This is a genomic window from Streptomyces sp. NRRL F-5727, assembly GCF_000719555.1.
Lineage (GTDB): Bacteria > Actinomycetota > Actinomycetes > Streptomycetales > Streptomycetaceae > Streptomyces.
The window spans coordinates 160,880-184,235 of the sequence record NZ_JOGX01000009.1; the positions used below are offsets into that span (position 1 = coordinate 160,880).

Sequence of the window (23,356 nt, forward strand, 5' to 3'; positions counted from 1 at the left end):
ACCGGGCCGCCTGCGGTCCGTCCTCGGACCGCGCGTTCCCCCGTACTTCATGACGCTCTGGACAGGGAAAAGGTTTCCCCACTTCACCCGACAACGCGAACGGAACGAACGATTCCAGCCATTGCGCCCAGGGCGGGAAATCGTGCCCCGTCACGTGTCCTGCGCCACAGTGGCCGATCCGAACTCCTGGAATACCAGGACATCTCATGATCAACGCTCACTCGACAGGCTGAAAATCGCCCAGACATACCTTCGAGATGGTCGCGATGCAGTAGTAGGCTCACGCCGCCGTTTGTTGAAACCGAAGGTTGACGCGCCGTGTTGACGCGGCGACGCCGTTCGAGGGACCTCCGTGGCCGCGGAGACCGTACTGGGGGAGGCCATGCGCTTTCGCGGGAAGTCCATCCGCAGGAAGATCGTGGCGCTGCTCCTCGTACCGCTCGTCTCCCTCACCGGCCTCTGGGTCTTCGCCACCGTCCTCACCGGACGCGAGGCCGACCAGCTCCTCGACGTCGGCTACATCGTCGACAAGGTCGGCTACCCCATCGAGGACACGGCCCGGGTCATCCAGCTCGAACGCCGCCAGTCCCTCGTCTACCTCGCCGACCCGCGCGGCTCCGAGGCCCTCACCCAGCTCCGCGAGGCCCGGCTCGCCACCGACCGGCAGATGGACCGGATCCGCGCCAACGCCGAGGACCCCGGCGTCCGCGAGGAGATGCGGCCCGTCACCACCCAGAAGCTCAACTCCCTCCTCGCCGCCTTCGAGGAGATCTCGTCCCTGCGCCGCTCGGTCGAGAAGCGCAGCATCGGCCGCCTCCAGGCGCTGGAGTTCTACAACCGGCTCGTCGACCCCTGCTACAGCTTCCTCGTCACCCTCCACGCGCTGGAGAACGTCGAGATGGACAAGCAGGGCCGCGCGCTCGTCGGCATCACCCGCGCCCGCGAACTCCTCTCCCGGGAGGACGCCCTGGTCCTCTCCGCGCTCGTCGCCGACCGGGTCACCGAGCAGGAGATCCGCGCCGTCTCCGACCTCGTCGCCGTCCGCAAGCAGACCTACGAGGTCAACCTCGAACTCCTCCCCGCCGCCGAGCGGCAGCGCTTCGAGAAGTACTGGCGCAGCCCCGACACCGCGGCCCTGCGCACCGCCGAGGAGGCGTTCGTCAGGGAGGGCGCGACCGAGCGGCCGCGCTCCTCGACCCCGGCCTACTGGCAGGACGAGGCCAGCCCCGTCCTCGACCAGCTGGCCCGCGAGAACACCGCCGCCGGCGACCGCTACCAGGACCGCGTCCAGCCCGCCGCGTACAGCGTCCTGCTCAAGGCCGGCGTCGCCGGCGTCCTCGGCTTCCTCGCGCTGCTCGCCTCGGTCGGCATCTCGGTCCGGATCGGCCGCTCGCTCGTCCGCGACCTGCGCCGCCTCCAGAAGGAGGCCCAGGAGGTCTCGGGCGTCCGCCTCCCCAGCGTCATGCGCCGCCTCGCCGCGGGCGAGCACGTCGACGTCGAGACCGAGGTCCCGCACCTGCGGTACGGCGAGGACGAGGTCGGCCAGGTCGGCCAGGCCCTCAACACCCTCCAGCGCGCCGCCGTCGAGGCCGCCGTCAAGCAGGCCGACATGCGCCGCGGGGTCGCCGAGGTCTTCGTCAACCTCGCCCGCCGCAACCAGGTCCTGCTGCACCGCCAGCTCACCCTGCTCGACACCATGGAGCGGCGCACCGAGGACACCGAGGAGCTCGCGGACCTCTTCCGCCTCGACCACCTCACCACCCGCATGCGCCGCCACGCCGAGGGCCTGGTGATCCTCTCCGGCGCCGCCCCCTCCCGCCAGTGGCGCAAGCCGGTGCAGCTCATGGACGTGGTCCGGGCCGCCGTCGCCGAGGTCGAGGACTACGAGCGCATCGAGGTCCGCCGGCTGCCCCGGCTCGGCGTCGGCGGCCCCGCCGTCGCCGACCTCACCCACCTGATCGCCGAACTCCTCGAGAACGCCACCGTGTTCTCGCCCCCGCACACCGCCGTCCAGGTGCTCGGCGAGCGCGTCGCCAACGGCTTCACGCTGGAGATCCACGACCGCGGCCTCGGCATGAGCGCCGACGTCCTCCTCGACGCCAACCTGCGGCTCGCCGAGACCCCCGAGTTCGAACTCTCCGACACCGACCGTCTCGGCCTCTTCGTGGTCAGCCGGCTCGCCCAGCGCCAGAACGTCCGCGTCTCGCTCCAGACCTCCCCGTACGGCGGCACCACCGCGGTCGTCTTCATCCCGGCCGCGCTGCTCACCGACGCCCCCGAGACCCAGGGCGCGGGCTTCCGCCTGGACCGCAAGACCCTCGACCCCCGCCCCGCCGAGGGCGACGCGCACCACGCCCCGAGCGGATCCCGTACGACCTCCGGGTCGGCGGCGGGCGTGCTCGGCGAGGCGCCGCTGCCCCAGCGCCGCCCGGCCCTCGCGCGCGTGCCCGACCTGGCGGACGAGACGGGCCCGGCCGGACACCGGCCGGCGGACGGAACCTTCGACGCGGTCGCCGACCGTGCGCTCGACCGCCCCCTGGACGGCCCGGTCGAACTGGAGCCGCCGTTCGGCCCCGAGGACATCGACACCCTCCTCGACCGCTCCGCCGACCTGCTCGACAGCGACAGCGAGCGCGGCGGCCTCTTCCGCCCCCAGCGCCGCCGCACCGGCCTCGTCCCGGCCGGCGAGCAGCACCAGCAGGCCCCCGACCAGGCCGACGGCCGCCGGGGCGACGAGGACCCGGCCGGCGGGGACGACGCCCACGGCCCGCTGACGCTGCCGCGCCGCCGCCAGCCGACCCTGGTCGTCGACCACGGGCGCCGACTCGACGAGCCGGGCCGCGCCCATCCCGCCCCCGGCACGGACCGCCGGACGGCGCCGCGCACCGGCCCCACGCTCGTCCCCGTACGCCCGGAAGGCACCGAGGCCCGCCCGGCCCCGGTCCCGGCCGCCCCGACGGCGGGCGAGCCCGACCCGGCCCCGTCGCTCGACGGACTGCCGCGCCGGGTCCGCCAGGCCAGCCTCGTCCCGCAGCTCCGCGACACCGACGCCCCGGCCGACGCCCCGGCCGGGGACCGCCCCGCCGAGCGCGGCGACTCCGGCGACGCCTTCGAGCGCGACGCGGAGGAGGTGCGCGCCCGCATGGCCGCCATGCAGCGCGGCTGGCAGCGCGGACGCCGGGACGGCACCGGCCCGGACGACACCACAGCACACGGAACGACACCCGAGGGGGACGGTCGATGACCGCACCGAACGCCGCAGCAAGCTCCAGCAGCCCCGTCCACGGCAACGGCGAGCTGAACTGGCTCCTCGACGAGCTGGTCCAGCGCGTCGCCGCCATCCGCAAGGCCCTGGTGCTCTCCAGCGACGGCCTGCCCACCGGCGCGTCGAAGGACCTGAGCCGCGAGGACGGCGAGCACCTCGCCGCCGTCGCCTCCGGCTTCCACAGCCTCGCCAAGGGCGTCGGCCGCCACTTCGAGGCGGGCCGGGTGCGCCAGACCGTGGTCGAACTGGAGGACGCCTTCCTCTTCGTGACCGCCGCCGGCGACGGCAGCTGCCTGGCCGTCCTGGCCGACGCCGACTCCGACGTCGGCCAGGTCGCCTACGAGATGACCCTCATGGTCAAGCGGGTCGGCACCCATCTCGGCACGGCCCCGCGGACCGGTCTGTCCACGGGAGGGTGAGCCGCCCCGCATGAGCGACGCAGCCGAGCGCGGCCGGCCCGGCCGGGAGACCCCCGGCCGGCCGACGGCCGCCCCCCACCACTGGTACGACGACGAGGCGGGACCGGTCGTCCGTCCCTACGCGATGACCCGCGGCCGGACGAGCGCCGCGGGCCGCCACCGGCTGGACCTCATCGCTGTGGTGGTCCCCGAGCCCGCCGCCGACGACCCCGGCCGCGACCAGTCGCTCTCCCCGGAGCACGTGGAGATCGTCGAACGCTGCTCCGAGCAGCCCCAGTCGATCGCCGAGCTCGCCGCCGGACTCGACCTCCCCGTCGGGGTGGTCCGGGTCCTGGTCGGCGACCTCGTCGACGAGGAACTCGTGCACGTGACCCGCCCCGTTCCGCCGGCCGAGCTGCCGGACGTGAGCATCCTCCGCGAGGTGATCAATGGCCTTCGGGCGCTCTAGCCGCACCAAGACCCCCGTCGAGCCGGTGACCCTGAAGATCCTGGTCGCAGGCGGGTTCGGGGTCGGCAAGACCACGCTGGTCGGCGCGGTCAGCGAGATCAGACCGCTGCGGACCGAGGAGGTCCTCACCGAGGCCGGCCGCCCCGTGGACGACCTGCACGGCGTCGAGTCGAAGACGACCACCACGGTCGCCATGGACTTCGGCCGGATCACGCTCCGCGAGGACCTCGTCCTCTACCTGTTCGGCACCCCCGGACAGGACCGCTTCTGGTTCCTCTGGGACGAGCTGGCCCAGGGGGCGCTCGGCGCGGTGGTGCTCGCGGACACCCGGCGCCTGGAGGACAGCTTCGCCGCCATCGACTACTTCGAGCGGCGCGGCATCCCCTTCACGGTGGCCGTCAACTGCTTCGAGGGCGCCCGCCGCTACCCGACGGACACCGTCCGGGCGGCGCTCGACCTCGACCCCGAGGTCGAGCTGGTGATGTGCGACGCCCGCGACCGCGAGTCGGTCAAGAGCGTGCTCGTCGCCGTCGTCGAGCACGCCCTCGTCCTCGCCGACCGGGAGCACGCGCCCGTGGCGACCTGAGCCGTACGGTGGGGGGCCGCCACGCGCGCGTGGCGGCCTGAGCCGCAGGACCCTCAGCGGACCGCCACCACCGCCGAACCGTGCCCGAACAGGCCCTGGTTGGCCGTGATCCCGGCCCGCGCCCCCGGCACCTGACGGTCGCCCGCCGTGCCCCGCAGCTGCCAGGTCAGCTCGCAGACCTGGGCGATCGCCTGCGCGGGCACGGCCTCCCCGAAGGAGGCGAGCCCCCCGCTCGGGTTCACCGGCAGCGCGCCGCCGAGCCGGGTCACCCCGTCCCGGAGCAGCTTGGCGCCCTCGCCGCGCCCGCACAGCCCGATGTCCTCGTACCACTCCAGCTCCAGGGCGGTGGACAGGTCGTACACCTCGGCCAGCGACAGGTCCTCCGGCCCGAGCCCGGCCTCCTCGTAGGCCGCCCGCGCGATCGAGGCCCGGAAGGTGTGCGGCGCCGGCGCGAGCGCGGTCGTCGCGTCGGTCGCGATGTCGGGCAGGTCGAGCACCGCCTTGGGGTAGGTGGGGGAGACGGTCGACACCGCCCGGATCCGCACCGGGTCGGGATGCCCGTGCCGCCGGGCGAAGTCCAGGCTGGACAGCACCAGGGCCGCCCCGCCGTCCGAGGTCGCGCAGATGTCGAGCAGCCGCAGCGGATCGGCGACCACCGCCGAGCCGGCCACCTCCTCGGCCGTCACCGGCTTCCGGTAGCGGGCCATCGGATTGAGCGCACCGGCCGCCGCGTTCTTCACCTTGACCTGGGCGAAGTCCTCGGCGGTGTCCCCGTACATGGCCATCCGGCGGCGCGCGTAGAGGGCGAAGTACGCCGGGTTGGTGGCGCCGAGGATCCGGAACCGCAGCCAGTCCGGATCGTCCGGCCGCTCCCCGCCGGCCGGCGCGAGGAAGCCCTTGGGGGTGGCGTCCGCGCCCACGACGAGCACCGCGTCGGCGAGCCCGGCCAGGATCTGCGCCCGGGCCGCCCCGATGGCCTGGGCTCCCGACGCGCAGGCCGCGTACACGCTGGTGACCCGCGCCCCCTGCCAGCCGAGGGCCTGCGCGAAGGTCGCCCCGGCCACGTACCCCGGATAGCCGCACCGCACGGTGTCGGCCCCGACGACGGATCCGATGTCCGACCACGGCACGCCCGCGTCGGCGAGCGCGGCACGGGCGGCGGCGGTCCCGTACGAGACGAAGCTCCGCCCCCACTTGCCCCAGGGGTGCATCCCGGCCCCGATGACGGCGATGTCGTTCACGCGCGCTCCCCCGTCACCACGGGCCGCCACCGCCAGGTGGTCCAGACGTGCTCGGCGTCCTCGTTCAGGACCCCCGGCACCACCTCGACCTCCGCCCCCACCGCGAGGTCCGACGTCCGCACCCCGGGCGCGGCCTGCCCCAGCACCACCATCCCCTCCGCGGCGAGCTCGACCGCGACGAGGACGTACGGCTCCCAGGGCGCCTCCGGGTCGGAGACGTACGGGGCGGGCGGCCGGTAGCGCCCGTCGGTGTACGACCACACCCGCCCGCGCGGCGAGAGCGGCGCCTCGTCGAGCGTGCCGTCGCCGGTGCACAGCGGGTTGCGGCAGGCGTCGTCCTCGCGCGGGAAGAACACCGCCGCGCAGGCCGAGCACCGGGTGGCGAGGAGCCGGAACTCCTCGTCCGGGACCGTGTCGTCGGTGAACCAGCCGGCCACCACCGGCCTGCGCTTCCGTGTCATCTCCGGACCCTCCCAGGAATCTGACGGTACGTCAGGAGTCTGGTGCCGAGTCTGGCACGGGCCCCCGGCACGGGGAAGACGTCAGTGCCCGGCCACCGACCGGCGCGCCACCAGGAAGTCGAAGTACGTCGAGGGGAACGGCTCCGGCTTGAACGTGAAGTGCCACCATTCTTCCGGCAGGTTCACGAACCCCTCCGCCGCCAGCACGCTCTTCAGCAGCTGCCGGTTGGCCCGCTGCACCCCGGTGATCCGCGGGTCGTCGGTGTGCGACAGCGTGTCGAAGCAGTCGTACCCGGTCCCCATGTCGACCGAGCTGTCCGGGAACCGCTCCGCGTACGGCGCGGTGCACGACGTCAGCTCCTCGCCCGGCACGTACGCGCGCGTGCGCGCCGCCGGCAGCCGTACGACCGTCAGGTCCACCGTCGAACCCCGGCTGTGCCCGGACTTCTCCGCGATGTACCCGTCCAGGAACAGCCGCTCCTTCGCCACCAGCGGGTAGAACTCCGCCTTCATCCGCTCGTCCGCCAGGTCCTCCGCCCAGCGCACGAAGTGGTCCACCGCCCGCTGCGGCCGGTAGCAGTCGTACACCTTCAGCGAGTACCCCCGCGCCAGCAGCCGGGTCTGCGCCCGGTGCAGCGCCTCCGCCGCCGGCCGGGTCAGCACGCACAGCGGCTGCCGGTAGCCGTCGATCGGCTCGCCCACGAAGTTGTGGGCCGTGGTGTACCGCATCTCCTGGAGGATCGTCCGGTCCACCGAGTCCAGCGCCACGAACTCCCGCGGCGCCTTCGGCTCGGGCACGGCCGCCGCGGGGGAGGCGACGGCCCCCGCGCAGGCGAGCAGCGCGGCCGCGCCCGTGACGGCGAGGGTACGGAATGCAGAGGCAAGTCGAGTCATGCGCACCGGGTCTACCAGTTCCGCCCCCGCCGGGAAAGCCTCTCGCATACGGTCCCCCCGTGACCGACACCAAGCCCGTCCTCCATGCCCACTGCTCGGCCTGCGGAGCCCGCTACCCGGCCGGCACCACCGGCTGGCCCCGCACCTGCCCCGGCTGCGCCACCACCGCCTACCGCAACCCCCTCCCCGTCGCCGTCGCCCTGCTCCCCGTCACCTCGCCCCGGGGCACCGGCCTCCTCGCCATCACCCGCGCCATCGACCCCGGCCACGGCGGCACCGCCCTCCCCGGCGGCTTCGTCGACCACGGCGAGGACTGGCACACCGCGGTCGTCCGCGAACTCCGGGAGGAGACCGGCCTGGACGCCGACCCCGGCTCCGTCCGCCTCGCCGACGTCCTGTCCTCCGCCGACCACCTCCTCGTCTTCGGCCTCCTCCCGCCCGTCGAGGCGGAGGCGCTCCCCGCCTTCACCCCGACCCCGGAGACCTCCGCCCGCCTGATCCTCGGGGAACCCCGGGAACTGGTCTTCCCCCTCCACACCGAAGCGGTGAGGAAGTGGTTCGCGGGCGCCTACGGCTGACCCTCAGTCCCACCAGAAGGTCCACAGGTCCGCCCCCACCAGGTGCTCCGCGTACGCCGTGAGGTCCCTGCACGGCCCCTGCCACACGTTGTCGGGGCAGAAGGCGAAGTGCTCCGCGGCGATGGGCAGGGCCTCCTCCAGGGTCGCCGGGGGAGCGGCGACGGAGAGCCGCAGGGTGGCGAACCCGACGGCGAACACCCGCGCCCCGAAACGCCGTTCCCAGTCGGCGGCGACGGCGGCGATCCGCGCCGTGTCGCCCTCGTGGTTGGCCGGCCCCGACCAGCCCACGCGGGCGAGCGCCTCCGCGCCGGAGGCGGCCTCGACCAGACCCAGGCGCGCGTCGGTCCCGAAGGACTGGAACACGTCGGCGTGCTCCGCCGCGAGCGCGTCTGGGTCCTCCGTCACGGCCCGCCCGGCCGCGAGTCCCGGCCAGACCGTGCCGTAGGGGGCGGTGACGGCGAGCCGCTCCTCGGCGGAGAGGACATCGTCCTCCTCGTCGATCGCGGTGCACCCCTGCCACCACCCCGCGAGGACCGCCGCCGGATCGTGGTCGGCGGGCCGGCACGCCTCCTCCGGACACAACTCCCCCGACGCCCAGGGCCGGAAGCCCCGCTCGCGCTCCAGCGGTTCGAGCAGCAGCGGCCACAGGCCGGTCCGCGGGTGCGCGGCCCGTATGCGCCCCCACAGCCCGAAGGGCGCGGGCCCGTCGCTCAACCACAACGGTCGTGTCCCGCCGTCCCCTTCGTCGGCCGTCACCAAGCGCCCGGCGGGAAGCCGGACGTCCTCGCCCCGCAGAGATTCCAGATGCATGTCCCGGATGCTAGGCGTGGGGTCCGACAACGCCGTCCGCCACTCACACCCCCCGCACCCGCACCGGCAGCCCCGGATCCACCGGCCCCTCCTCCGTCACCCGCTCCACCACGACCCGGCCGTCCACCAGCCGCGACTGATAGCGCTCGATCTCCGCCGGCTCCCAGCCGTCCCCGGTGTCCCGGACGACGAGCCCGCCGCCCGTCCGGCCCGCCGCGGGCGCCCACACCTCCAGCGTCAGCCCGCCGTCCTCGCCGCGGACCGGCAGCACCGCGCCCGCCCGGGCCAGCACCGGCACGCGCGCGAGCGGCGCGTCGAGCAGCACCTGACCGGGACCCTCGTACGCCGTGCCGGTCGCCGTGTCGTACCAGCGGCCGCGCGGCAGCCGCACCGCCCGCCGGTCCGCGCCCCGGTGCAGCACGGGCGCCACGAGCAGGGCGTCGCCCAGCAGGAACGAGTCCTCGCACTCCCGCAGGACCCGGTCCTCGGGCGACCCCCACCACACCGGCCGCGCGTAGGGCGCGCCGGTCATCCGCGCGAGCCGGGCCAGGGTCACGAAGTACGGGTGCAGCCGCTCCCGCTCGGCCAGCGCCACGCGCGCGTGCTCCAGCACCTCCGGGCCGAACTCCCACGGCTCCCGCCGGCCCGCGTCCAGCGCCGCGTGCGTCCGGAACAGCGGCAGCCAGGCACCCAGCTGGAACCAGCGCAGGAACAGCTCCGGCGACGGACTGCCGTCGAAACCGCCCACGTCCGGCCCCGAGTACGGCACCCCGCACAGCCCGAGCCCCAGGACCAGCGCCAGCGACGCCCGCAGCCCCGGCCAGCCGGTGGCCACGTCGCCGGACCAGGTGCCCCCGTACCGCTGCATCCCCGCCCACCCCGAGCGCGTGAAGAGGAACGGGCGCTCGTCGGGACGCAGCCGCCGCAGCCCCTCGTACCCGGCCCGGGCCATCAGGAGCCCGTAGACGTTGTGCGCCTCCCGGTGGTCGCCACCCCGCCCGTCCAGGTGGTGCCGGGCCGACCGGGGCAGCGTCGGGTCCCCGAACGCCGCGAACGACACCGGCTCGTTCATGTCGTGCCACATGCCCGAGAAGCCCTGCCGGAGCCGTTCCTCGTACAGGCCGCCCCACCACTCCCGTACCGCCGGATCCGTGAAGTCGGGGAAGGCGCACTCCCCGGGCCACACCACCCCCCGCACCTCCTCGCCCCGGGCGTCCCGCACGAACGCCCCGGCCGCCCGTCCCTCCTCGTACAGCACGTTCCCCGGCTCGGCCGCGACCGCCGGGTCCACGATCGACACCAGCCGCACACCCTCCCCGCGCAGCTCCTCCGCGAGCCCCGGCAGATCGGGGAACCGCTCCCGGTCCACCGTGAACACCCGGTGCCCGTCCAGGTGGTCGATGTCCAGGTGCACCGCCGACAGCGGCAGCCCCCGCTCGCGGTAGCCGGCCACGACCCGCCGCACCTCCGCCGCGCTGCCGAACCCCCAGCGCGCGTGCTGCGGCCCCAGCGCCCACGCGGGCGGCAGCGCCGGCGCCCCGGTCAGCGCCGCCCAGTGGTGCAGCACGCGCGCGGGGGTCCCGACCACCACCCAGCAGCGCAGCGGACCGCCCTCCATCCGCACCTCGCTGGTGCCCGGCCGGTCGTGCCCCGACCCGGCCCCCTCCTCGCCCTCCGCGAGCGTCACCCGCCCGTCCCAGGAGTTGTCGTGGAAGGCCAGGTGCGTCCCCGCGTCCGCGACCACGAACTGCACCGGCATCGTCAGGTACAGCGGATCGTCCTCCGGCCCGAACCGCCCCTTGGGATCCGTGTTCCACAGCCGGTACGAGCCGTCCCGCAGCCGCGGCCCCGAGGCCCGCCCGCCGAGACCGAAGAACCGCGCGTCCGCCGGCACCTCGGCCCGCTGCGCCCACCGCGACGGCCCCCCGCCCACCGGCTCCCACCAGCGCGGCGGCAGGTCACGCCGCAGCATCACCCCGCCGGGCGTGCGGATCTCCACCGCCCCGTGCCGCGACACCGCCACCGTCACCCGCTCCGACACGACCCGCCAGCCGCCGTCCGTGTCCGGCTCCAGCACCGCCCGCGGGTCCGGCTCCGGCGCCGGACCCGCCAGCGCGTACGACGGCTCCGGCTCCGCCCCGTCCCACCCCCAGAACACCGTGCCGCCCGCCGACACGCACACCCGCAGCGACGACCGGGCGAACCGGACGATCCCCCCGCCGGGCAGCGCCTCGGCCCCCTCCACCGGCCCCGGCACCCGGGCCCGCTCCGCCCCCCGCGGCGGGCGCCCCCCCCCGGCCCCCCCCCCCCGCCCCCCCCCCCCCCCGCGGCGCGCCCCCCCCCCCCCCCCCCCCCGCCGCTGCCGCCACGCCGCCCGTACCGTCCTGAGCCCCCGCACCGAACCGAACACCCTCACCGAACGCACCAGTCCACGACCGTCCATGAGGCTCACCCTGCCACCCACCAGCGGCGTCACGAGCCTCGTTCAACTGCCGTTCACCCGTGGTGGGAGCACATGTTCAACCGGCCGACCACCGGCGGGCGGCCCTGGTGCGAAAGCCGCTCCCATGGCATCGTCCTGTCAGCCGCGTCACGCGCACACCCCCGCACGTGCGCGCGACACACGCCGACCCGCGTACAGCCAGGGAGCCACCCGATGACAACTGCGCCGACCGAGCCGACCGAGCCGCTCTGGCAGCCGGACGAGGAGCGCATCGCCCACGCCGCCGTCACCCGCTTCCAGGCGTGGGCCGCCGAGCACCACGGCGCCCCCGCCGACGGCGGCTACCCGGCACTGCACCGCTGGTCCGTGGACGAGCTGGAGACCTTCTGGCAGGCCGTCGCCGAATGGTTCGACGTCCGCTTCTCCACCCCCTACGCGCGCGTGCTGGGCGACCGCTCCATGCCGGGCGCCGACTGGTTCCCCGGCGCCACCCTCAACTACGCCGAGCACGCCCTGCGCGCCGCCGCCGACCGCCCCCGGGACACCGCGCTCCTCCACGTCGACGAGACGCACGAGCCGACCCCGGTCACCTGGGCCGAACTCCGCCGCCAGGTCGGCTCGCTCGCCGCCGAGCTGCGCGCCCTCGGCGTCCGCCCCGGCGACCGCGTCAGCGGCTACCTGCCGAACGTCCCGCAGGCCGTCGTCGCCCTGCTCGCCACGGCCGCCGTCGGCGGCGTCTGGACGTCCTGCGCCCCCGACTTCGGCGCCCGTTCCGTCCTCGACCGCTTCCAGCAGGTCGAGCCGGTCGTCCTCTTCACCGTCGACGGCTACCGCTACGGCGGCAAGCAGCACGACCGCCGCGACACCGTCGCCGAGCTCCGCGCCGAACTCCCCACCCTCCGCGCCGTCGTCCACATCCCGCTCCTCGGCACGCCGGCCCCCGAGGGCGCCCTCGACTGGGCCGACCTGGTCGCCGCCGACGTGGAGCCGGTCTTCGAGCAGGTCCCGTTCGCCCACCCCCTGTGGGTCCTGTACTCGTCCGGCACCACGGGCCGCCCGAAGGCGATCGTCCAGTCCCAGGGCGGCATCCTGGTCGAGCACCTCAAGCAGCTGGGCCTCCACTGCGACCTGGGCCCCGAGGACGTCTTCTTCTGGTACACCTCCACCGGCTGGATGATGTGGAACTTCCTCGTCTCCGGCCTCCTCACCGGCACCACCGTGGTGCTGTACGACGGCAGCCCCGGCTACCCGGACACCGCCGCCCAGTGGCGCGTGGCCGAGCGCACCGGCGCCACCCTGTACGGCACCTCCGCCGCCTATGTGATGGCCTGTGCCAAGGCCGACGTGCACCCCGGCCGCGACTTCGACCTGTCCGCCGTGAAGTGCGTCGCCACCACCGGCTCCCCGCTGCCGCCCGACGGCTTCCGCTGGCTCCACGACGAGGTCCGCGAGGACCTGTGGATCGCCAGCGTCAGCGGCGGCACCGACGTCTGCTCCTGCTTCGCGGGAGCCGTCCCCACCCTCCCCGTGCACATCGGCGAGCTCCAGGCCGCCGGCCTCGGCACCGACCTCCAGTCCTGGGACCCGTCCGGCAAGCCCGTCGTCGGGGAGGTCGGCGAACTCGTCGTCACCAACCCCATGCCGTCCATGCCGATCCACTTCTGGAACGACCCCGACGGCAGCCGCTACCGCGACAGCTACTTCGAGATGTTCCCCGGCGTGTGGCGGCACGGCGACTGGATCACGATCACCGACCGCGGCTCGGTCGTCATCCACGGCCGCTCCGACTCCACCCTCAACCGCCAGGGCGTCCGGATGGGCAGCGCCGATATCTACGAGGCCGTGGAGCGGCTCCCCGAGATCCGGGAATCCCTCGTCATCGGCCTGGAGGAACCGGACGGCGGCTACTGGATGCCCCTCTTCGTCCACCTCGCCGACGGCGCCACCCTCGACGACGACCTGATCGCCCGGATCAGGACCACGATCCGCACCGAACTGTCGCCGCGCCACGTCCCCGACGAGATCATCGAGGTCCCCGGCGTCCCGCACACCCTCACCGGCAAGCGCATCGAGGTCCCGGTGAAGCGCCTCCTCCAGGGCACCCCCCTGGAGAAGGCGGTCAACGCGGGCTCCGTCGACAACCTCGACCTGCTCCGCTTCTACGAGTCCCTCGCGGCCGCCCGCCGCGGCTGACACGGAAAGGGGCGCCCCACGCGGGGCGCCCCTTCATCACGACCGGCTCAGCCGGGCAGCTGACCGGCCCGCGCCACCGCCGCCTTGGTGAGCACCGCCGTCTCGCTCAGCACCGTCCCGGCCGGCCCGGTCTCCGAGGCCGCGACCAGCACGGTCCGCTCCCCGAGGAAGGCGGAGGTCGACCGGTCGAAGACCCACTGGGTCCGCTCAGCGCCGGAGGTACGGGCCACGGCCACGCCCTCCCGGCCCGCCGCGTCCCGCGCCGACGGCACCACCACGACCCCGGGGATCCGGGCGGCCGCCTCGAACAGCGCGGCCGTCACCTCCGGCGGCGCCCAGGTCTCCGTCAGCAGCGTCCCGATCGCCGTGAACGCCCGCTGGTCCGCGTCCCCGCCGCCGGTCCGCGTCTGCTCCCGCACCAGCCGCAGCAGCGCCTCGGGATCGGTCGGCAGCCCCGCCACGAAGGCGTGCGTCGGAGCGGTCACCGACGGCTCCGCCGGCTCCAGCACCGTCCGCCGCGGCTCGGCGCCCGGGTGCTCCAGCTCGTACACGGGCAGCCGCGGCGACAGCTCCTGATCCGCGGACCCGGCCTCCCGTACGAGCCCGGCCCGGCTGCCGTCCGCCGACAGCCACACCTGCCGCCGGTGCGCGGGTTCCACGACCGCGGCCCCGCCACCGGCGGGACGCCCGGCCCGGGACACCAGGCTCTCCACGTACACGAACTCCTCCGGCCGCGCGTCCGGCGCCGGCGCGGAGGCGGCGGCGAGCGCGGCCCGCGACAGCACCGCGGAGGCGCCCTCCGCCCGCACCGACGGGCGCGGGTCGCGCGGCTCCGGCTCCGGGGGAGCGACCACCAGCACCGCGCCGGCCGCGATGCCGCACACCACGGCGGGCACGGCGAACCGCACGGCCTTCCGGGTCCACCACACCGCCGGCCGCGCGGGCCGCGCCGCCGCCATCAGCGTCCGCCGCAGCTCCCGCTGCCGCTCCGGCGCGAACTCCGGCACCGCCGGCGGGGGCAGCAGCTCCGCCAGCTCGCCGAGCAGCGCGTCCTCGGCACGGGGACGGGTACGGGTACGGGGATCGATGTCGTTGTCGTTCATGACGTCTGCTCCGGGGAGGTTCGGGGGACGAGGACGGTACGGCCCGCACGCACGGGCCCGGCCGCGCCGGCGGGGGAGGCGGGGGAGGCGGGGGAGGCGCCCCCGGGAGGAGCCGCGGGGCGAGCGGCGGGACGGCCGGCGGCACCGGGCTCGGGGGCGGGAGCGGGGCCGGAATCAGGAAGCCCGACGGCTCCGCCGTCCGCCCGCCGGCCGCGCCGACGCCGCCCGGAGCGCAGCTCCGCCTCCGCGAGCGTCCGCAGCCGCTCCCGGGCCCGCGAGAGCCGCGACCGCACCGTGCCGACGGGGATGCCCAGCGCCTCGCCCGCCGTGGCGTAGTCGAGGCCGGCCCACACGACGAGCCCGAAGACCTCCCGCTCCCGGCGCCGGAGCCGGCCGAGGGCCACCCGCGCGGCCCGGAGCCGTTCCTCGTCGGCGAGCCGCGAGGCCACCGCGTCGCTGAAGTCGGGCAGCACCCCGCTGTCGGGCATGCGCGCCAGCGCCGCGTCGCGCCGCCGCGCCTCCCGCGCGGCCCCGCGCAGGACATTGGTCGCGATCCCGAGCAGCCACGGCCGCAGGCTCCCGCCGTCCGCGTGCACCTTGCCCCGGCAGCGCCATGCCTCCAGGAAGGTCGCGGACACGACGTCCTCGGCCGCGGCGCGGTCGCCGCACATGCGGTACGCGTACTGGAACAGCACCCGTGCGTGCGCGTCGTACGCCTCACCGAGCGCCGAGGGATCCCCGGCCCGGAAACGTTCTCTCATCTCTGGTTCCACACCGGGTACTGGCCGCCGGTTCGCCCGGGTTCCCGTGACCCGCGCCACACCGCCCACCCGCCCCGGCACCCACTGTGGCCCAGGTCACGGGAACTCCGGCCGCTCCGCGCCCAGTTCCCTGCATGAACGAAACAGCGACGACCGGATCCACCGTCCGAGCCACTGGATCCAAGACCCAGAACACCGGATCCTGGATCCGCCCCACCCTCCGCGCCCTCGCCCTCGCCACCGCCCTCACCGCCACGGCCCTCACCGTCCCGCCCCTCGCCCTGGCCTCCACCACCCAGGACCAGACGGTCGTCCTGACCATCCGCCACCTGAACCGCGCGGGTGCCGCCGCCTCCGAGTACACGACCCGCGTGACGGGCATCTCGGGCCCGGGCCAGGACGTCGAGCAGAACGTCCACGACCCCTCCGGCACCGTCACCCTCCGCCTCCCCAAGGGCCGTTACCTCCTCGGCTCGGAGGTGTACCCCCTGTACCAGGGCGCGGGCACCGACTGGCTCGTCCAGCCCCGCCTCGACCTCGACCACGACACGACCGTCACCGTCGACGCCCGCACCACGTCCCCGGTCGACGTGCGCCCGCCCGAGGCCGGCGCCGAGCCCCGGCACGCGATGTCGTTCGTCGAGGTCAGCCATGACGGGCAGACCCGCTCCATGAACCTGATGTCCTCGGCCGCCGGCCTGCGCGTGGCCCACCTCGGCCCCGCCGCCGAACCCGGTTCCGTGACGGCCACGTTCGACGGCTACTGGATCGGCGAGCGGGCCGACTACGGCCTCGGCTACCGCTTCACCTCCGGCCGCGCCCTCACCGGCTTCGTCCGCAGGCCCGCCGCCGACGACCTGGCCACCCTCAAGGCCCGCGCGGCCGACCGGGACGGCGCCGGCGGCTTCGGCTCCGCCGCGATCCAGCCGTCCCACGGCACCACCGTCGGCCTCACCACCGAGCTCGCCCGCTCCGGCACCGCGACCTTCCACGTCACCCCCGAACGCGGCACCTGGGACCTCGCCTACACCACCCCCGGCACGCCCGAGACGCCGCCCAACCTGTACGAGGCCCAGGAGGTCCCGGTCCGCGCGGGAGCCACGCTCACCCACACCTTCGACAACGCCGTGCTCGGCCCGGCCCTCGACCAGGCCCCCGACGCGAGGCCCGCGGGCGTCCGGGACGGCGACCGGCTCGCCCTCGACCTGCCGCTGCTCGCCGACGGCGACGGCCACGCCCCCTCCGCCCCGGCCTTCCGCTCGGCCGCCACCACCCTCCACCGGGACGGCGTCCTCGTCGGCACCCACCGAGGCGCCCCCGGCCGGGCCTCCTTCACGCTCGCCACCCCCGACCGGGCCCGCTACCGGCTCACCGCCACCGCCCTGCACGGCTCCGGCACGCGCGCGGGGCGCACCACCGCCGTCTGGAGCTTCGACTCGGCCGCGACCGCCGCCCCGACCGCGCTCCCGCTGAGCGTCGTCCGCTTCACCCCGCCGCTCGCCCTCGACGGCACCGCCCCCGCCGGCACCGACCTGCTCGTCCCGGTCACGGTCCAGGGCCCCGCCGCCGGCCAGGGCCTGCGCTCCCTGCGCGTCCGGGTCTCCGTCGACGGCGGCAGCACCTGGACCGACACCCCGGTCACGGACGGCGCCGTCCTGATCCGCAACCCCGCCCCGGGAGGCACGGTCTCGCTCCGCGCCGAACTCACCGACACGGCGGGCAACACCCTCGACCAGACCCTCGGCCACGCCTACCGCACCCGCTGACACCACCCGCCCACGCGCGCGTGAGCCCGCCGCCCGGCCGTTCCCCGGCCCGGGCGGCGGGCTCACGCCGCGTCATCCGCCGTACGTCGCCTGCGCGTCCCCGAGCACCTGCGCGAAGTCCGCCGCCAGCCGCTCCGCCGCGTCCGGCACCAGCACGGAGGCGGTGATCCGTACGGCGGGCGGCGCGTCGATCCGGAACCGGGCTCCCGCCGCCACCCACCAGCCGTGCGTCCGCAGCCCGTTCACCACCGCGGACTCGTCCCGCACCGGCACCCACACGTTCAGCCCCGCGGCCCCCACCGCGCGGATCCCGCGAGCGCCGAGCGCGTCGACCAGCGCCCGCCGCCGCTCGGCGTACGCCGCCTCCCCGCGCGCCACGAGCCGCGCCACCTCCGGGTCGGAGAACAGCCGGACCACGGTCTCCTGGAGCACATGGCTGACCCAGCCGGAGGTCATCAGCATCCGGCCGTCGTGCCGGGCGAGTGTCACCGCGTCACCGGTCAGTCCGGCCCACCGCAGGTCCACGCCCAGCCGCTTCGAGACCGTGCGCACCTGCGCCCACCGGGCCGGCCCCAGCGCGGCCACGCTGGGGGCCGGGGGCGCGTCGAGCTCGGCGAGGTAGTCGTCCTCGATCACGAGGACCTCGGGGAACTCCCGGAACAGCGCCCCCAGTTCGTCCCGCCGCTCCGGCGTGAGCGAGGCCCCCGTGGGGCACTGCGCGCGCGGACTGAAGACGACCGCTCGCACCCCGGCCCGCAACGCCGCCCGCAGCCCGTCCGGTGTGATCCCGGCATGGTCGACGGCGACCGGCACCATCCGCAGCCCCAGCGCGGGCACCAGGTCCAGGAGGTGGTGGAAGCCGGGGTCCTCGACGGCCACGGCGTCACCGGGCCGCAGCTCCACCGAGAGGAGCCGGGCGACGCAGTCGAGCGCCCCGTGCGCGAAGGTCACCCGCTCCGCGGGCACCCCGTCCCGCCGGAACCACGCCCGGGTCAGCTCCTCCAGGGCGGCGAGCCGGGGCGCGGCCCGGTGCGAGCCGTAGACCGGCCGCACGTCACCGGGCGGGTGGAGCACCGGCAGGAAGGCGGGATCGGGCAGACCGCTCGCCAGGTCCGTCAGCCCCTCCGGCATCCGGGGAGGGCGGCGGGACGCCACCGAGGGCGCCTCCGCGACCACCGTCCCGCCCCGGCCGCGGGTCACCACGAGCCCGCGGCCGCGCAGCTCCTTGTAGGCGGTCGCCACCGTGCCCGGACTGACCCCCAGGTCGTCCGCCAGCTTCCGTACGGGGGGCAGGGCGTCGCCCGGAGCGAGCTCGCCCTCGGACACGCCGCGTTCGACGGACGCGGCAATCCCCTTGGCCGTCGTCCCCTCAATCCCATATTGTGTTGCCACGTTCAAAATTATGTATCAATACATAACTCGCGTCAAGGGGGAACCGCGTGAGCCGCCCGTCCTCGTGGCACCGCACCGCACTCGACCGCATACCCGGAGGCCGCGACGGCCGCCGCATGCTCGTCGTCAGCATCATCGACAAGACCGGCACCGGCCTCTGGGCGGCCTGCACCGCCCTCTACTTCACCTACGTCTCCGGTCTGAGCCTCGCCCAGGTCGGCCTCCTCATGACGGTCTCCGGCGGCGTCGGCGTCGCCGGAGCCCCGCTCGCCGGCGTCCTCGCCGACCGCTTCCCCCTCGTCCGCGTCATCGCCGCCGCCCAACTCATGCGCGGCGCCACCCTCCTCGCCCTCCTCACCACCGACCACTTCCTCCTCCTCACCCTCTACTCCGCCCTCGGAGCCCTCCCGGACCGCGCCGGCAGCGTCCTCATCAAGCTCTATGCCGCCCGCCAGGCAGGCGCCGAACGCGTCCGCTACCAGGCCATCCAGCGCACCACCGTCAACATCGGCTGGTCCATCGGAGGCGTCGGAGCCGCCGCCGCCCTCGCCACCGGCTCCACCCAGGCGTACACCTACCTCCTCGTCGGCAACGTCCTCTCCTACCTCGCCATCGCCGCCCTCACCCTGCGCTGCGCCGAACCGCCCGCCCCCTCCCGCGTCGCCGCCACCGCCGACGACGCCCCCCGCCCCAAGCCCGGCAGCCCCTGGCGCGACCGCACCTTCCTCGGCTACACCGCCACCGACGCGGCGCTCTACCTCGACGACACGATCCTCCAGGTGGCCATCCCCCTCTGGATCGTCCACGCCACCGACGCCCCCGCCGGCCTCGCCCCGCTCCTCCTGGTCCTCAACACCGTCCTCGTCGTCCTCTTCCAGGTCCCGCTCGCCCGCTTCGGCGCCACCACCCGCGCCGCACGCCGCCTTCTCGTCCCCCTCACCGGCCTCTTCGTCCTCGGCACCGCCGCCCTCGCCGTCTCCGCCGCCGGGGGCCGCACCCTCGCCATCACCGCCCTCGCCGTCGCCGTCGTCGCCCTCACCTTCGCCGAGATCATCCACGCCACCTCCTCCTGGGAGCTCTCCGTCGCCCTCGCCCCGGCCGACGCCCAGGGCGCCTACCTCGGCGTCCACGGTCTCGCCCAGTCCACCCAGCGCTTCGCCGGACCCCTCCTCGTCACCGGCGTCATGACCGCCGGCCCCCTCGCCTGGCCCGTACTCGGCCTCGCCCTCGTCGCCGCCGGCGCGGCCCAGCACCGCCTCATCCGCGACCGCGTCACCCCCACCCCTTCGTCACTGTCAGTGGCGAAGGTTACGGTGAGTGAGCACTGATCGTCCGTGATCGGCGCACCACACCCGAGGGGGAGCCATGACGACCACCACCACGAACCGCCTCCGCCGCGCCCTGCGCCGCGAGATCCCCAGCACCGTCGGCCTCCTCGCCGACGAACAGGACTTCGCGGCCATGCGCCGCTACCGCACCTTCGCCTTCGACGACCACCCCACCTACCTCAAGGAGGTCGAAGCCCTCCTCCGATCCCTCGCCCGCCAAGGCACCCACACCACCGTCGCCCTCTTCGACCCCGACGAGTACGTCTCCTACTGCGCCGAGACCGGCCTCGACCCCGACCACCCCACCAGCCGCTGCCGCTTCACCGACCACCTGGCCACCACCGGCGCCCGCGTCACCTACACAGGACAACCCCTCACCGTCCTCCTCCCCGAACTCGTCGACACCGCCGTCCGCCGCGCCACCTGGGAGTACGCCACCACCGTCCTCGCCACCGCCGGCGACTGCCCCGACTGCGGCCAGGACCTCGGCCGCGACGCCTTCGACCGCGCCACCGGGCTGCTCCTCAGCCTCCTCGACGGCGCGGGCACGGGCACCCACCACCTCGTCTGCAGCGTCCCCGCCGCCGACGACCACCTGCTCGCCGTCCTCCACACCACCCGTGACGAACAGGGCACCAGCCACCACGACGCCACCGCGGCCACCGAGTTCACCGCCGTCCTCGCCGCCGGCATCGTCCTCGCCGCCCCGGGCGGACTCGTCCTGCGCGCCACCCACCCCGACCGCCCCGACCGACTCCACGGCTGGCGCCTCGCCGGCGGCACCCTCAGCCCCCTCACCGAGGCCGAGGTCTTCGCCGCCTACTGCACCGACGCCCGCACCGGCGAACCCCTGCCCCCCGAGCACGGCGTGGACCACCGCGCCGGCTTCCCCCTCGCCCCCGGCCCCCACGAGCACCGGCCCGGCGACTTCTGACCCCGGACACGACGGAGGGGCTCCCCGCCACCAGGTGACGGGAAGCCCCTCCGGACCACGCGCTACGACTCCGGGATCACTCCCCGGACAGCACCGCCTGCGCGGCCAGCCGCGCCTCGTGCGCGGTGTCCGCGGCACGCGCCGCGGCCGCCGCCCGCTCGCACTGCGCGAGCGTGTACTTCGCCAGCGTCGCCCGCACGTACGGGATCGACGCCGCGCCCATGGACAGGGAGGTGACGCCCAGACCCGTCAGCACACACGCGAGCAGCGGGTCCGAGGCGGCCTCGCCACAGACACCACAGCTCTTGCCCTCGGCCTTGGCCGCCTCGGCGGACAGCGCCACCAGGTCGAGCAGCGCCGGCTGCCACGGATCCTGCAGCCGGGACACCGCACCCACCTGACGGTCGGCGGCGAAGGTGTACTGCGCCAGGTCGTTGGTGCCCAGCGACAGGAACTCGACCTCCTGCAGGATCGAGCGGGCGCGGAGCGCGGCGGACGGAATCTCCACCATCGCGCCGAACTTCGCCTGCAGCCCCGCCTCGCGGCACGCGTCGGCGAACGCCTTCGCGTCCGTCCGGTCGGCCACCATCGGCGCCATGACCTCCAGGTACACCGGCAGACCGGCGGCGGCCTTGGCCAGCGCGGTCAGCTGCGTCCGCAGCACCTCGGGGTGGTCCAGCAGCGACCGCAGACCCCGCACGCCCAGCGCCGGGTTCGGCTCGTCGGCGGGCGTCAGGAAGTCCAGCGGCTTGTCGGCACCGGCGTCGAGCACCCGCACGACCACTCGGCCCTCGGGGAACGCCTCCAGCACCTTCCGGTACGCCTCGATCTGCTTCTCCTCGGACGGAGCCTTCTTGCTGTCGTCCAGGAAGAGGAACTCCGTGCGGAACAGACCGACGCCCTCGGCGCCCGCCTCCACCGCCGCCGGCACGTCCGCCGGGCCGCCGACGTTGGCGAGCAGCGGCACCTTGTGCCCGTCCGAGGTGGCGCCCGGACCGCTGGACGCGGACAGCGCGGCCTTGCGCTCCTCGGCGGCCATGGTGAGCGCCGCCTTCTTGTCCTCGCTCGGGTTCACGAAGATCTCGCCGGTGGAACCGTCCACCGCGATCTCCGTGCCCTCGGCCAGCTCACCGGCACCGGGCAGCGCGACGACGGCCGGCACACCCAGGGCACGCGCCAGGATGGCGCTGTGGCTGGTCGGCCCGCCCTCCTCGGTCACGAACCCGAGCACCAGCGTCGGGTCGAGCAGCGCCGTGTCGGCCGGCGCCAGGTCCCGGGCGATGAGCACGTACGGCTCGTCGCTGTCCGGAACACCTGGCATCGGCACACCGAGCAGCCGGGCGACGATACGGTTCCGCACGTCGTCCAGGTCGGCGACCCGGCCGGCCATGTACTCACCGGCACCCGCGAGCAGTTCGCGGTAGTGCGAGAACGCGTCGTAGATGCCGCGCTCGGCCGTGCTGCCCACCGCGATCCTGCGGTCGACGTCGGCGATGAGCTCCGGGTCCTGGGCGATCATCGCCTGGGCCTCCAGCACCGCCTGGGCCTCACCGCCGGCCAGGTTGCCACGCGCGATCAGGTCCGCGGCCACGGCCTCCACCGCCTGACGGGCGCGCCCCTGTTCGCGCTCCGCCTCCTCGGCGGGAATCTGCTTGGCGGGCGGTTCGAGAACCGCCGTACCCATGTGCCGCACCTGGCCGATCGCCACTCCGTGGCTGACCCCGACGCCTCGCAGCGTTGTCTCCATCTCACCCGTCTCCGATAGAGCGGCGGCCCGGTGCCGCCGCGTTGAATGTCGTACCCGCGGCCGTCTGACGACGGACCGGCTCAGCTCCAGTCGAAAAGCTGGTCGCCGGCCTTCACGTCGCCGTCCTCACGGACGCCGGAGAGCGAGTCGGCCGTGGCCTCGAGGGCGACGACGGGGCAGATGGGGGACTTGCCGGCGGCCTCGACCTCGGCGGGGTTCCACCGCACGACGGCCTGGCCGCGCGTCACGGTGTCCCCCTTGTTCACGAGCAGCTCGAAGCCCTGGCCGTTGAGCTGCACGGTGTCGATGCCGAGGTGCGTCAGCACCCCGTGTCCCTCGCTGTCCACGACCACGAAGGCGTGCGGGTGCATGGAGACGATGACACCGTCGACGGGGGAGACCGCCTCGGAGGGCTCACGTACGGGATCGATGGCGGTGCCGGGCCCGACCATGGCACCGGAGAAGACCGGGTCGGGAACGTTGGCGAGACCGATGGCGCGTCCAGCGAGTGGCGACGTCACGGTTGACATGGGAAGCCTCCCAGGGGCGGAGATCGTGTGGCGCCGCCACACCTGTCCTGGGCGGCGCGTACTAGTTCAGAAGCGTAAGTCATAAGAAGTCCCGGTTCCGCACGAGACGTACCACTTGGCGGACCTAGGGACTACCGGAAACGATTTGCCTCTACTGACGGTGGGATGTACTGTCGTACTCCTGCCTGACCCCAACGCGGCCTTGAGTCGTGGGTCGGCAGCACCATCAAGCCAGATCCTAGCCCCAGTGGTCTACACCTCTGCCTGCCCCGGTTCTCTCCGGTGAGCGCGGGGGATGTGGTCAGGGGCCCGGAGAAAGCCTGGTAATGTTTGACCCCGCCGGAAGGCCCCGAGAAATACAATTCGGGACCGGAAAGCACCGAGGAAATCGGATCGGAAAGATCTGATAGAGTCGGAAACGAAGGAAGCGCCCGGAGGGCCTGGAAACAGGAACGAA

Annotated in this window: 19 protein-coding genes; 9 read left to right on the forward strand and 10 right to left on the reverse strand. The window is 74.7% G+C overall.

What is annotated here, in order from left to right:
• Window positions 1-382 precede the first annotated feature (382 nt).
• Genes IF73_RS0110040 through IF73_RS0110055 form a run of 4 tightly spaced genes read left to right on the forward strand, consistent with a single transcriptional unit; the run spans window position 383 to window position 4,718 of the window.
• On the forward strand, window positions 383-3,244 hold the full coding sequence (locus tag IF73_RS0110040; RefSeq protein ID WP_031005735.1) for a nitrate- and nitrite sensing domain-containing protein: 2,862 nt from the start codon (window positions 383-385) through the stop codon (window positions 3,242-3,244).
• Window positions 3,241-3,684 carry a roadblock/LC7 domain-containing protein gene (locus IF73_RS0110045; protein ID WP_031005737.1) on the forward strand — a complete coding sequence of 148 codons (444 nt, stop codon included), beginning with the start codon at window positions 3,241-3,243 and terminating at the stop codon, window positions 3,682-3,684. Before IF73_RS0110040 ends, IF73_RS0110045 begins: the two co-directional genes overlap by 4 nt.
• A 10-nt stretch (window positions 3,685-3,694) precedes the next feature.
• Window positions 3,695-4,132 carry a DUF742 domain-containing protein gene (locus IF73_RS0110050; RefSeq protein ID WP_031005739.1) on the forward strand — a complete coding sequence of 146 codons (438 nt, stop codon included), beginning with the start codon at window positions 3,695-3,697 and terminating at the stop codon, window positions 4,130-4,132.
• Window positions 4,113-4,718 carry a GTP-binding protein gene (locus IF73_RS0110055; protein WP_031005741.1) on the forward strand — a complete coding sequence of 202 codons (606 nt, stop codon included), beginning with the start codon at window positions 4,113-4,115 and terminating at the stop codon, window positions 4,716-4,718. The genes IF73_RS0110050 and IF73_RS0110055 overlap by 20 nt, the downstream gene beginning before the upstream one ends.
• Window positions 4,719-4,771: 53 nt before the next feature.
• On the opposite strand, the gene IF73_RS0110060 is transcribed toward IF73_RS0110055, so the two are convergent.
• From IF73_RS0110060 to IF73_RS0110070, 3 genes are all read right to left on the reverse strand, one after another.
• Window positions 4,772-5,959 (reverse strand): lipid-transfer protein, encoded by a 1,188-nt coding sequence (locus tag IF73_RS0110060; RefSeq protein ID WP_199806634.1) that lies wholly within the window; start codon window positions 5,957-5,959, stop codon window positions 4,772-4,774.
• Window positions 5,956-6,420: a Zn-ribbon domain-containing OB-fold protein gene (locus IF73_RS0110065; RefSeq protein ID WP_037878745.1), complete on the reverse strand. Its 465-nt coding sequence runs from the start codon at window positions 6,418-6,420 to the stop codon at window positions 5,956-5,958. Before IF73_RS0110065 ends, IF73_RS0110060 begins: the two co-directional genes overlap by 4 nt.
• Window positions 6,421-6,501: 81 nt before the next feature.
• Complete coding sequence (locus tag IF73_RS0110070; RefSeq protein ID WP_031005748.1) at window positions 6,502-7,314, reverse strand: M15 family metallopeptidase; 813 nt, start codon at window positions 7,312-7,314, stop codon at window positions 6,502-6,504.
• Here IF73_RS0110070 and IF73_RS0110075 point away from each other — a divergent pair.
• Window positions 7,293-7,892 carry an NUDIX domain-containing protein gene (locus IF73_RS0110075; protein ID WP_078868000.1) on the forward strand — a complete coding sequence of 200 codons (600 nt, stop codon included), beginning with the start codon at window positions 7,293-7,295 and terminating at the stop codon, window positions 7,890-7,892. The genes IF73_RS0110070 and IF73_RS0110075 overlap by 22 nt on opposite strands.
• A gap of 3 nt (window positions 7,893-7,895) precedes the next feature.
• Here IF73_RS0110075 and IF73_RS0110080 read toward each other — a convergent pair whose 3' ends face one another.
• A complete protein-coding gene (locus tag IF73_RS0110080; RefSeq protein ID WP_051716651.1) occupies window positions 7,896-8,702 on the reverse strand; it encodes a DUF4253 domain-containing protein in 807 nt (268 codons plus the stop codon).
• Window positions 8,703-8,745: 43 nt separating this feature from the next.
• A complete protein-coding gene (locus tag IF73_RS0110085) occupies window positions 8,746-11,145 on the reverse strand; it encodes a TIM-barrel domain-containing protein (RefSeq protein ID WP_031005755.1) in 2,400 nt (799 codons plus the stop codon).
• 213 nt (window positions 11,146-11,358) lie between these two features.
• On the opposite strand from IF73_RS0110085, the gene IF73_RS0110090 reads away from it, so the two are divergent.
• A complete protein-coding gene (locus IF73_RS0110090) occupies window positions 11,359-13,338 on the forward strand; it encodes an acetoacetate--CoA ligase (RefSeq protein WP_031005757.1) in 1,980 nt (659 codons plus the stop codon).
• A gap of 47 nt (window positions 13,339-13,385) precedes the next feature.
• Here the strand turns inward: IF73_RS0110090 and IF73_RS0110095 are convergent, their stop codons facing one another.
• On the reverse strand, window positions 13,386-14,441 hold the full coding sequence (locus tag IF73_RS0110095; RefSeq protein WP_031005759.1) for a CU044_5270 family protein: 1,056 nt from the start codon (window positions 14,439-14,441) through the stop codon (window positions 13,386-13,388).
• Complete coding sequence (locus tag IF73_RS0110100; protein WP_051716643.1) at window positions 14,438-15,202, reverse strand: RNA polymerase sigma factor; 765 nt, start codon at window positions 15,200-15,202, stop codon at window positions 14,438-14,440. The genes IF73_RS0110095 and IF73_RS0110100 overlap by 4 nt, the downstream gene beginning before the upstream one ends.
• A gap of 134 nt (window positions 15,203-15,336) precedes the next feature.
• On the opposite strand from IF73_RS0110100, the gene IF73_RS0110105 reads away from it, so the two are divergent.
• Window positions 15,337-16,968, forward strand: coding sequence for a hypothetical protein (locus IF73_RS0110105; protein WP_051716644.1), 1,632 nt, complete (start codon window positions 15,337-15,339; stop codon window positions 16,966-16,968).
• A gap of 72 nt (window positions 16,969-17,040) precedes the next feature.
• Here IF73_RS0110105 and IF73_RS0110110 read toward each other — a convergent pair whose 3' ends face one another.
• Window positions 17,041-18,360 (reverse strand): aminotransferase class I/II-fold pyridoxal phosphate-dependent enzyme, encoded by a 1,320-nt coding sequence (locus IF73_RS0110110; protein WP_037878778.1) that lies wholly within the window; start codon window positions 18,358-18,360, stop codon window positions 17,041-17,043.
• 47 nt (window positions 18,361-18,407) lie between these two features.
• Between IF73_RS0110110 and IF73_RS0110115 the strand changes: the two genes are divergently transcribed.
• Together IF73_RS0110115 and IF73_RS0110120 are read left to right on the forward strand one after the other, a co-directional pair.
• The gene (locus tag IF73_RS0110115) at window positions 18,408-19,688 is read left to right on the forward strand and encodes an MFS transporter (protein ID WP_324616075.1); all 1,281 of its coding nucleotides are present in this window, start codon (window positions 18,408-18,410) and stop codon (window positions 19,686-19,688) included.
• A 37-nt stretch (window positions 19,689-19,725) separates the two neighbouring features.
• On the forward strand, window positions 19,726-20,622 hold the full coding sequence (locus tag IF73_RS0110120) for a hypothetical protein (protein WP_037878747.1): 897 nt from the start codon (window positions 19,726-19,728) through the stop codon (window positions 20,620-20,622).
• Window positions 20,623-20,698: 76 nt separating this feature from the next.
• On the opposite strand, the gene ptsP is transcribed toward IF73_RS0110120, so the two are convergent.
• Together ptsP and IF73_RS0110130 are read right to left on the reverse strand one after the other, a co-directional pair.
• Window positions 20,699-22,369 carry a phosphoenolpyruvate--protein phosphotransferase gene (gene ptsP, locus IF73_RS0110125; RefSeq protein WP_031005771.1) on the reverse strand — a complete coding sequence of 557 codons (1,671 nt, stop codon included), beginning with the start codon at window positions 22,367-22,369 and terminating at the stop codon, window positions 20,699-20,701.
• Window positions 22,370-22,449: 80 nt separating this feature from the next.
• The gene (locus IF73_RS0110130; protein WP_031005773.1) at window positions 22,450-22,899 is read right to left on the reverse strand and encodes a PTS sugar transporter subunit IIA; all 450 of its coding nucleotides are present in this window, start codon (window positions 22,897-22,899) and stop codon (window positions 22,450-22,452) included.
• Window positions 22,900-23,356 lie beyond the last annotated feature (457 nt).

Excerpts from the sequence above, each read along its gene's own strand:
- ptsP (WP_031005771.1), bottom strand. The coding sequence starts at position 22,369 with ATGGAGACAACGCTGCGAGGCGTCGGGGTCAGCCACGGAGTGGCGATC.
- IF73_RS0110090 (WP_031005757.1), top strand. The coding sequence starts at position 11,359 with ATGACAACTGCGCCGACCGAGCCGACCGAGCCGCTCTGGCAGCCGGAC.
- IF73_RS0110095 (WP_031005759.1), bottom strand. The coding sequence starts at position 14,441 with ATGAACGACAACGACATCGATCCCCGTACCCGTACCCGTCCCCGTGCC.
- IF73_RS0110120 (WP_037878747.1), top strand. The coding sequence starts at position 19,726 with ATGACGACCACCACCACGAACCGCCTCCGCCGCGCCCTGCGCCGCGAG.
- IF73_RS0110065 (WP_037878745.1), bottom strand. The coding sequence starts at position 6,420 with ATGACACGGAAGCGCAGGCCGGTGGTGGCCGGCTGGTTCACCGACGAC.
- IF73_RS0110070 (WP_031005748.1), bottom strand. The coding sequence starts at position 7,314 with ATGACTCGACTTGCCTCTGCATTCCGTACCCTCGCCGTCACGGGCGCG.
- IF73_RS0110050 (WP_031005739.1), top strand. The coding sequence starts at position 3,695 with ATGAGCGACGCAGCCGAGCGCGGCCGGCCCGGCCGGGAGACCCCCGGC.
- IF73_RS0110040 (WP_031005735.1), top strand. The coding sequence starts at position 383 with ATGCGCTTTCGCGGGAAGTCCATCCGCAGGAAGATCGTGGCGCTGCTC.
- IF73_RS0110080 (WP_051716651.1), bottom strand. The coding sequence starts at position 8,702 with ATGCATCTGGAATCTCTGCGGGGCGAGGACGTCCGGCTTCCCGCCGGG.
- IF73_RS0110105 (WP_051716644.1), top strand. The coding sequence starts at position 15,337 with ATGAACGAAACAGCGACGACCGGATCCACCGTCCGAGCCACTGGATCC.
- IF73_RS0110045 (WP_031005737.1), top strand. The coding sequence starts at position 3,241 with ATGACCGCACCGAACGCCGCAGCAAGCTCCAGCAGCCCCGTCCACGGC.
- IF73_RS0110055 (WP_031005741.1), top strand. The coding sequence starts at position 4,113 with ATGGCCTTCGGGCGCTCTAGCCGCACCAAGACCCCCGTCGAGCCGGTG.
- IF73_RS0110130 (WP_031005773.1), bottom strand. The coding sequence starts at position 22,899 with ATGTCAACCGTGACGTCGCCACTCGCTGGACGCGCCATCGGTCTCGCC.
- IF73_RS0110100 (WP_051716643.1), bottom strand. The coding sequence starts at position 15,202 with ATGAGAGAACGTTTCCGGGCCGGGGATCCCTCGGCGCTCGGTGAGGCG.
- IF73_RS0110075 (WP_078868000.1), top strand. The coding sequence starts at position 7,293 with ATGCAGAGGCAAGTCGAGTCATGCGCACCGGGTCTACCAGTTCCGCCC.
- IF73_RS0110085 (WP_031005755.1), bottom strand. The coding sequence starts at position 11,145 with ATGGACGGTCGTGGACTGGTGCGTTCGGTGAGGGTGTTCGGTTCGGTG.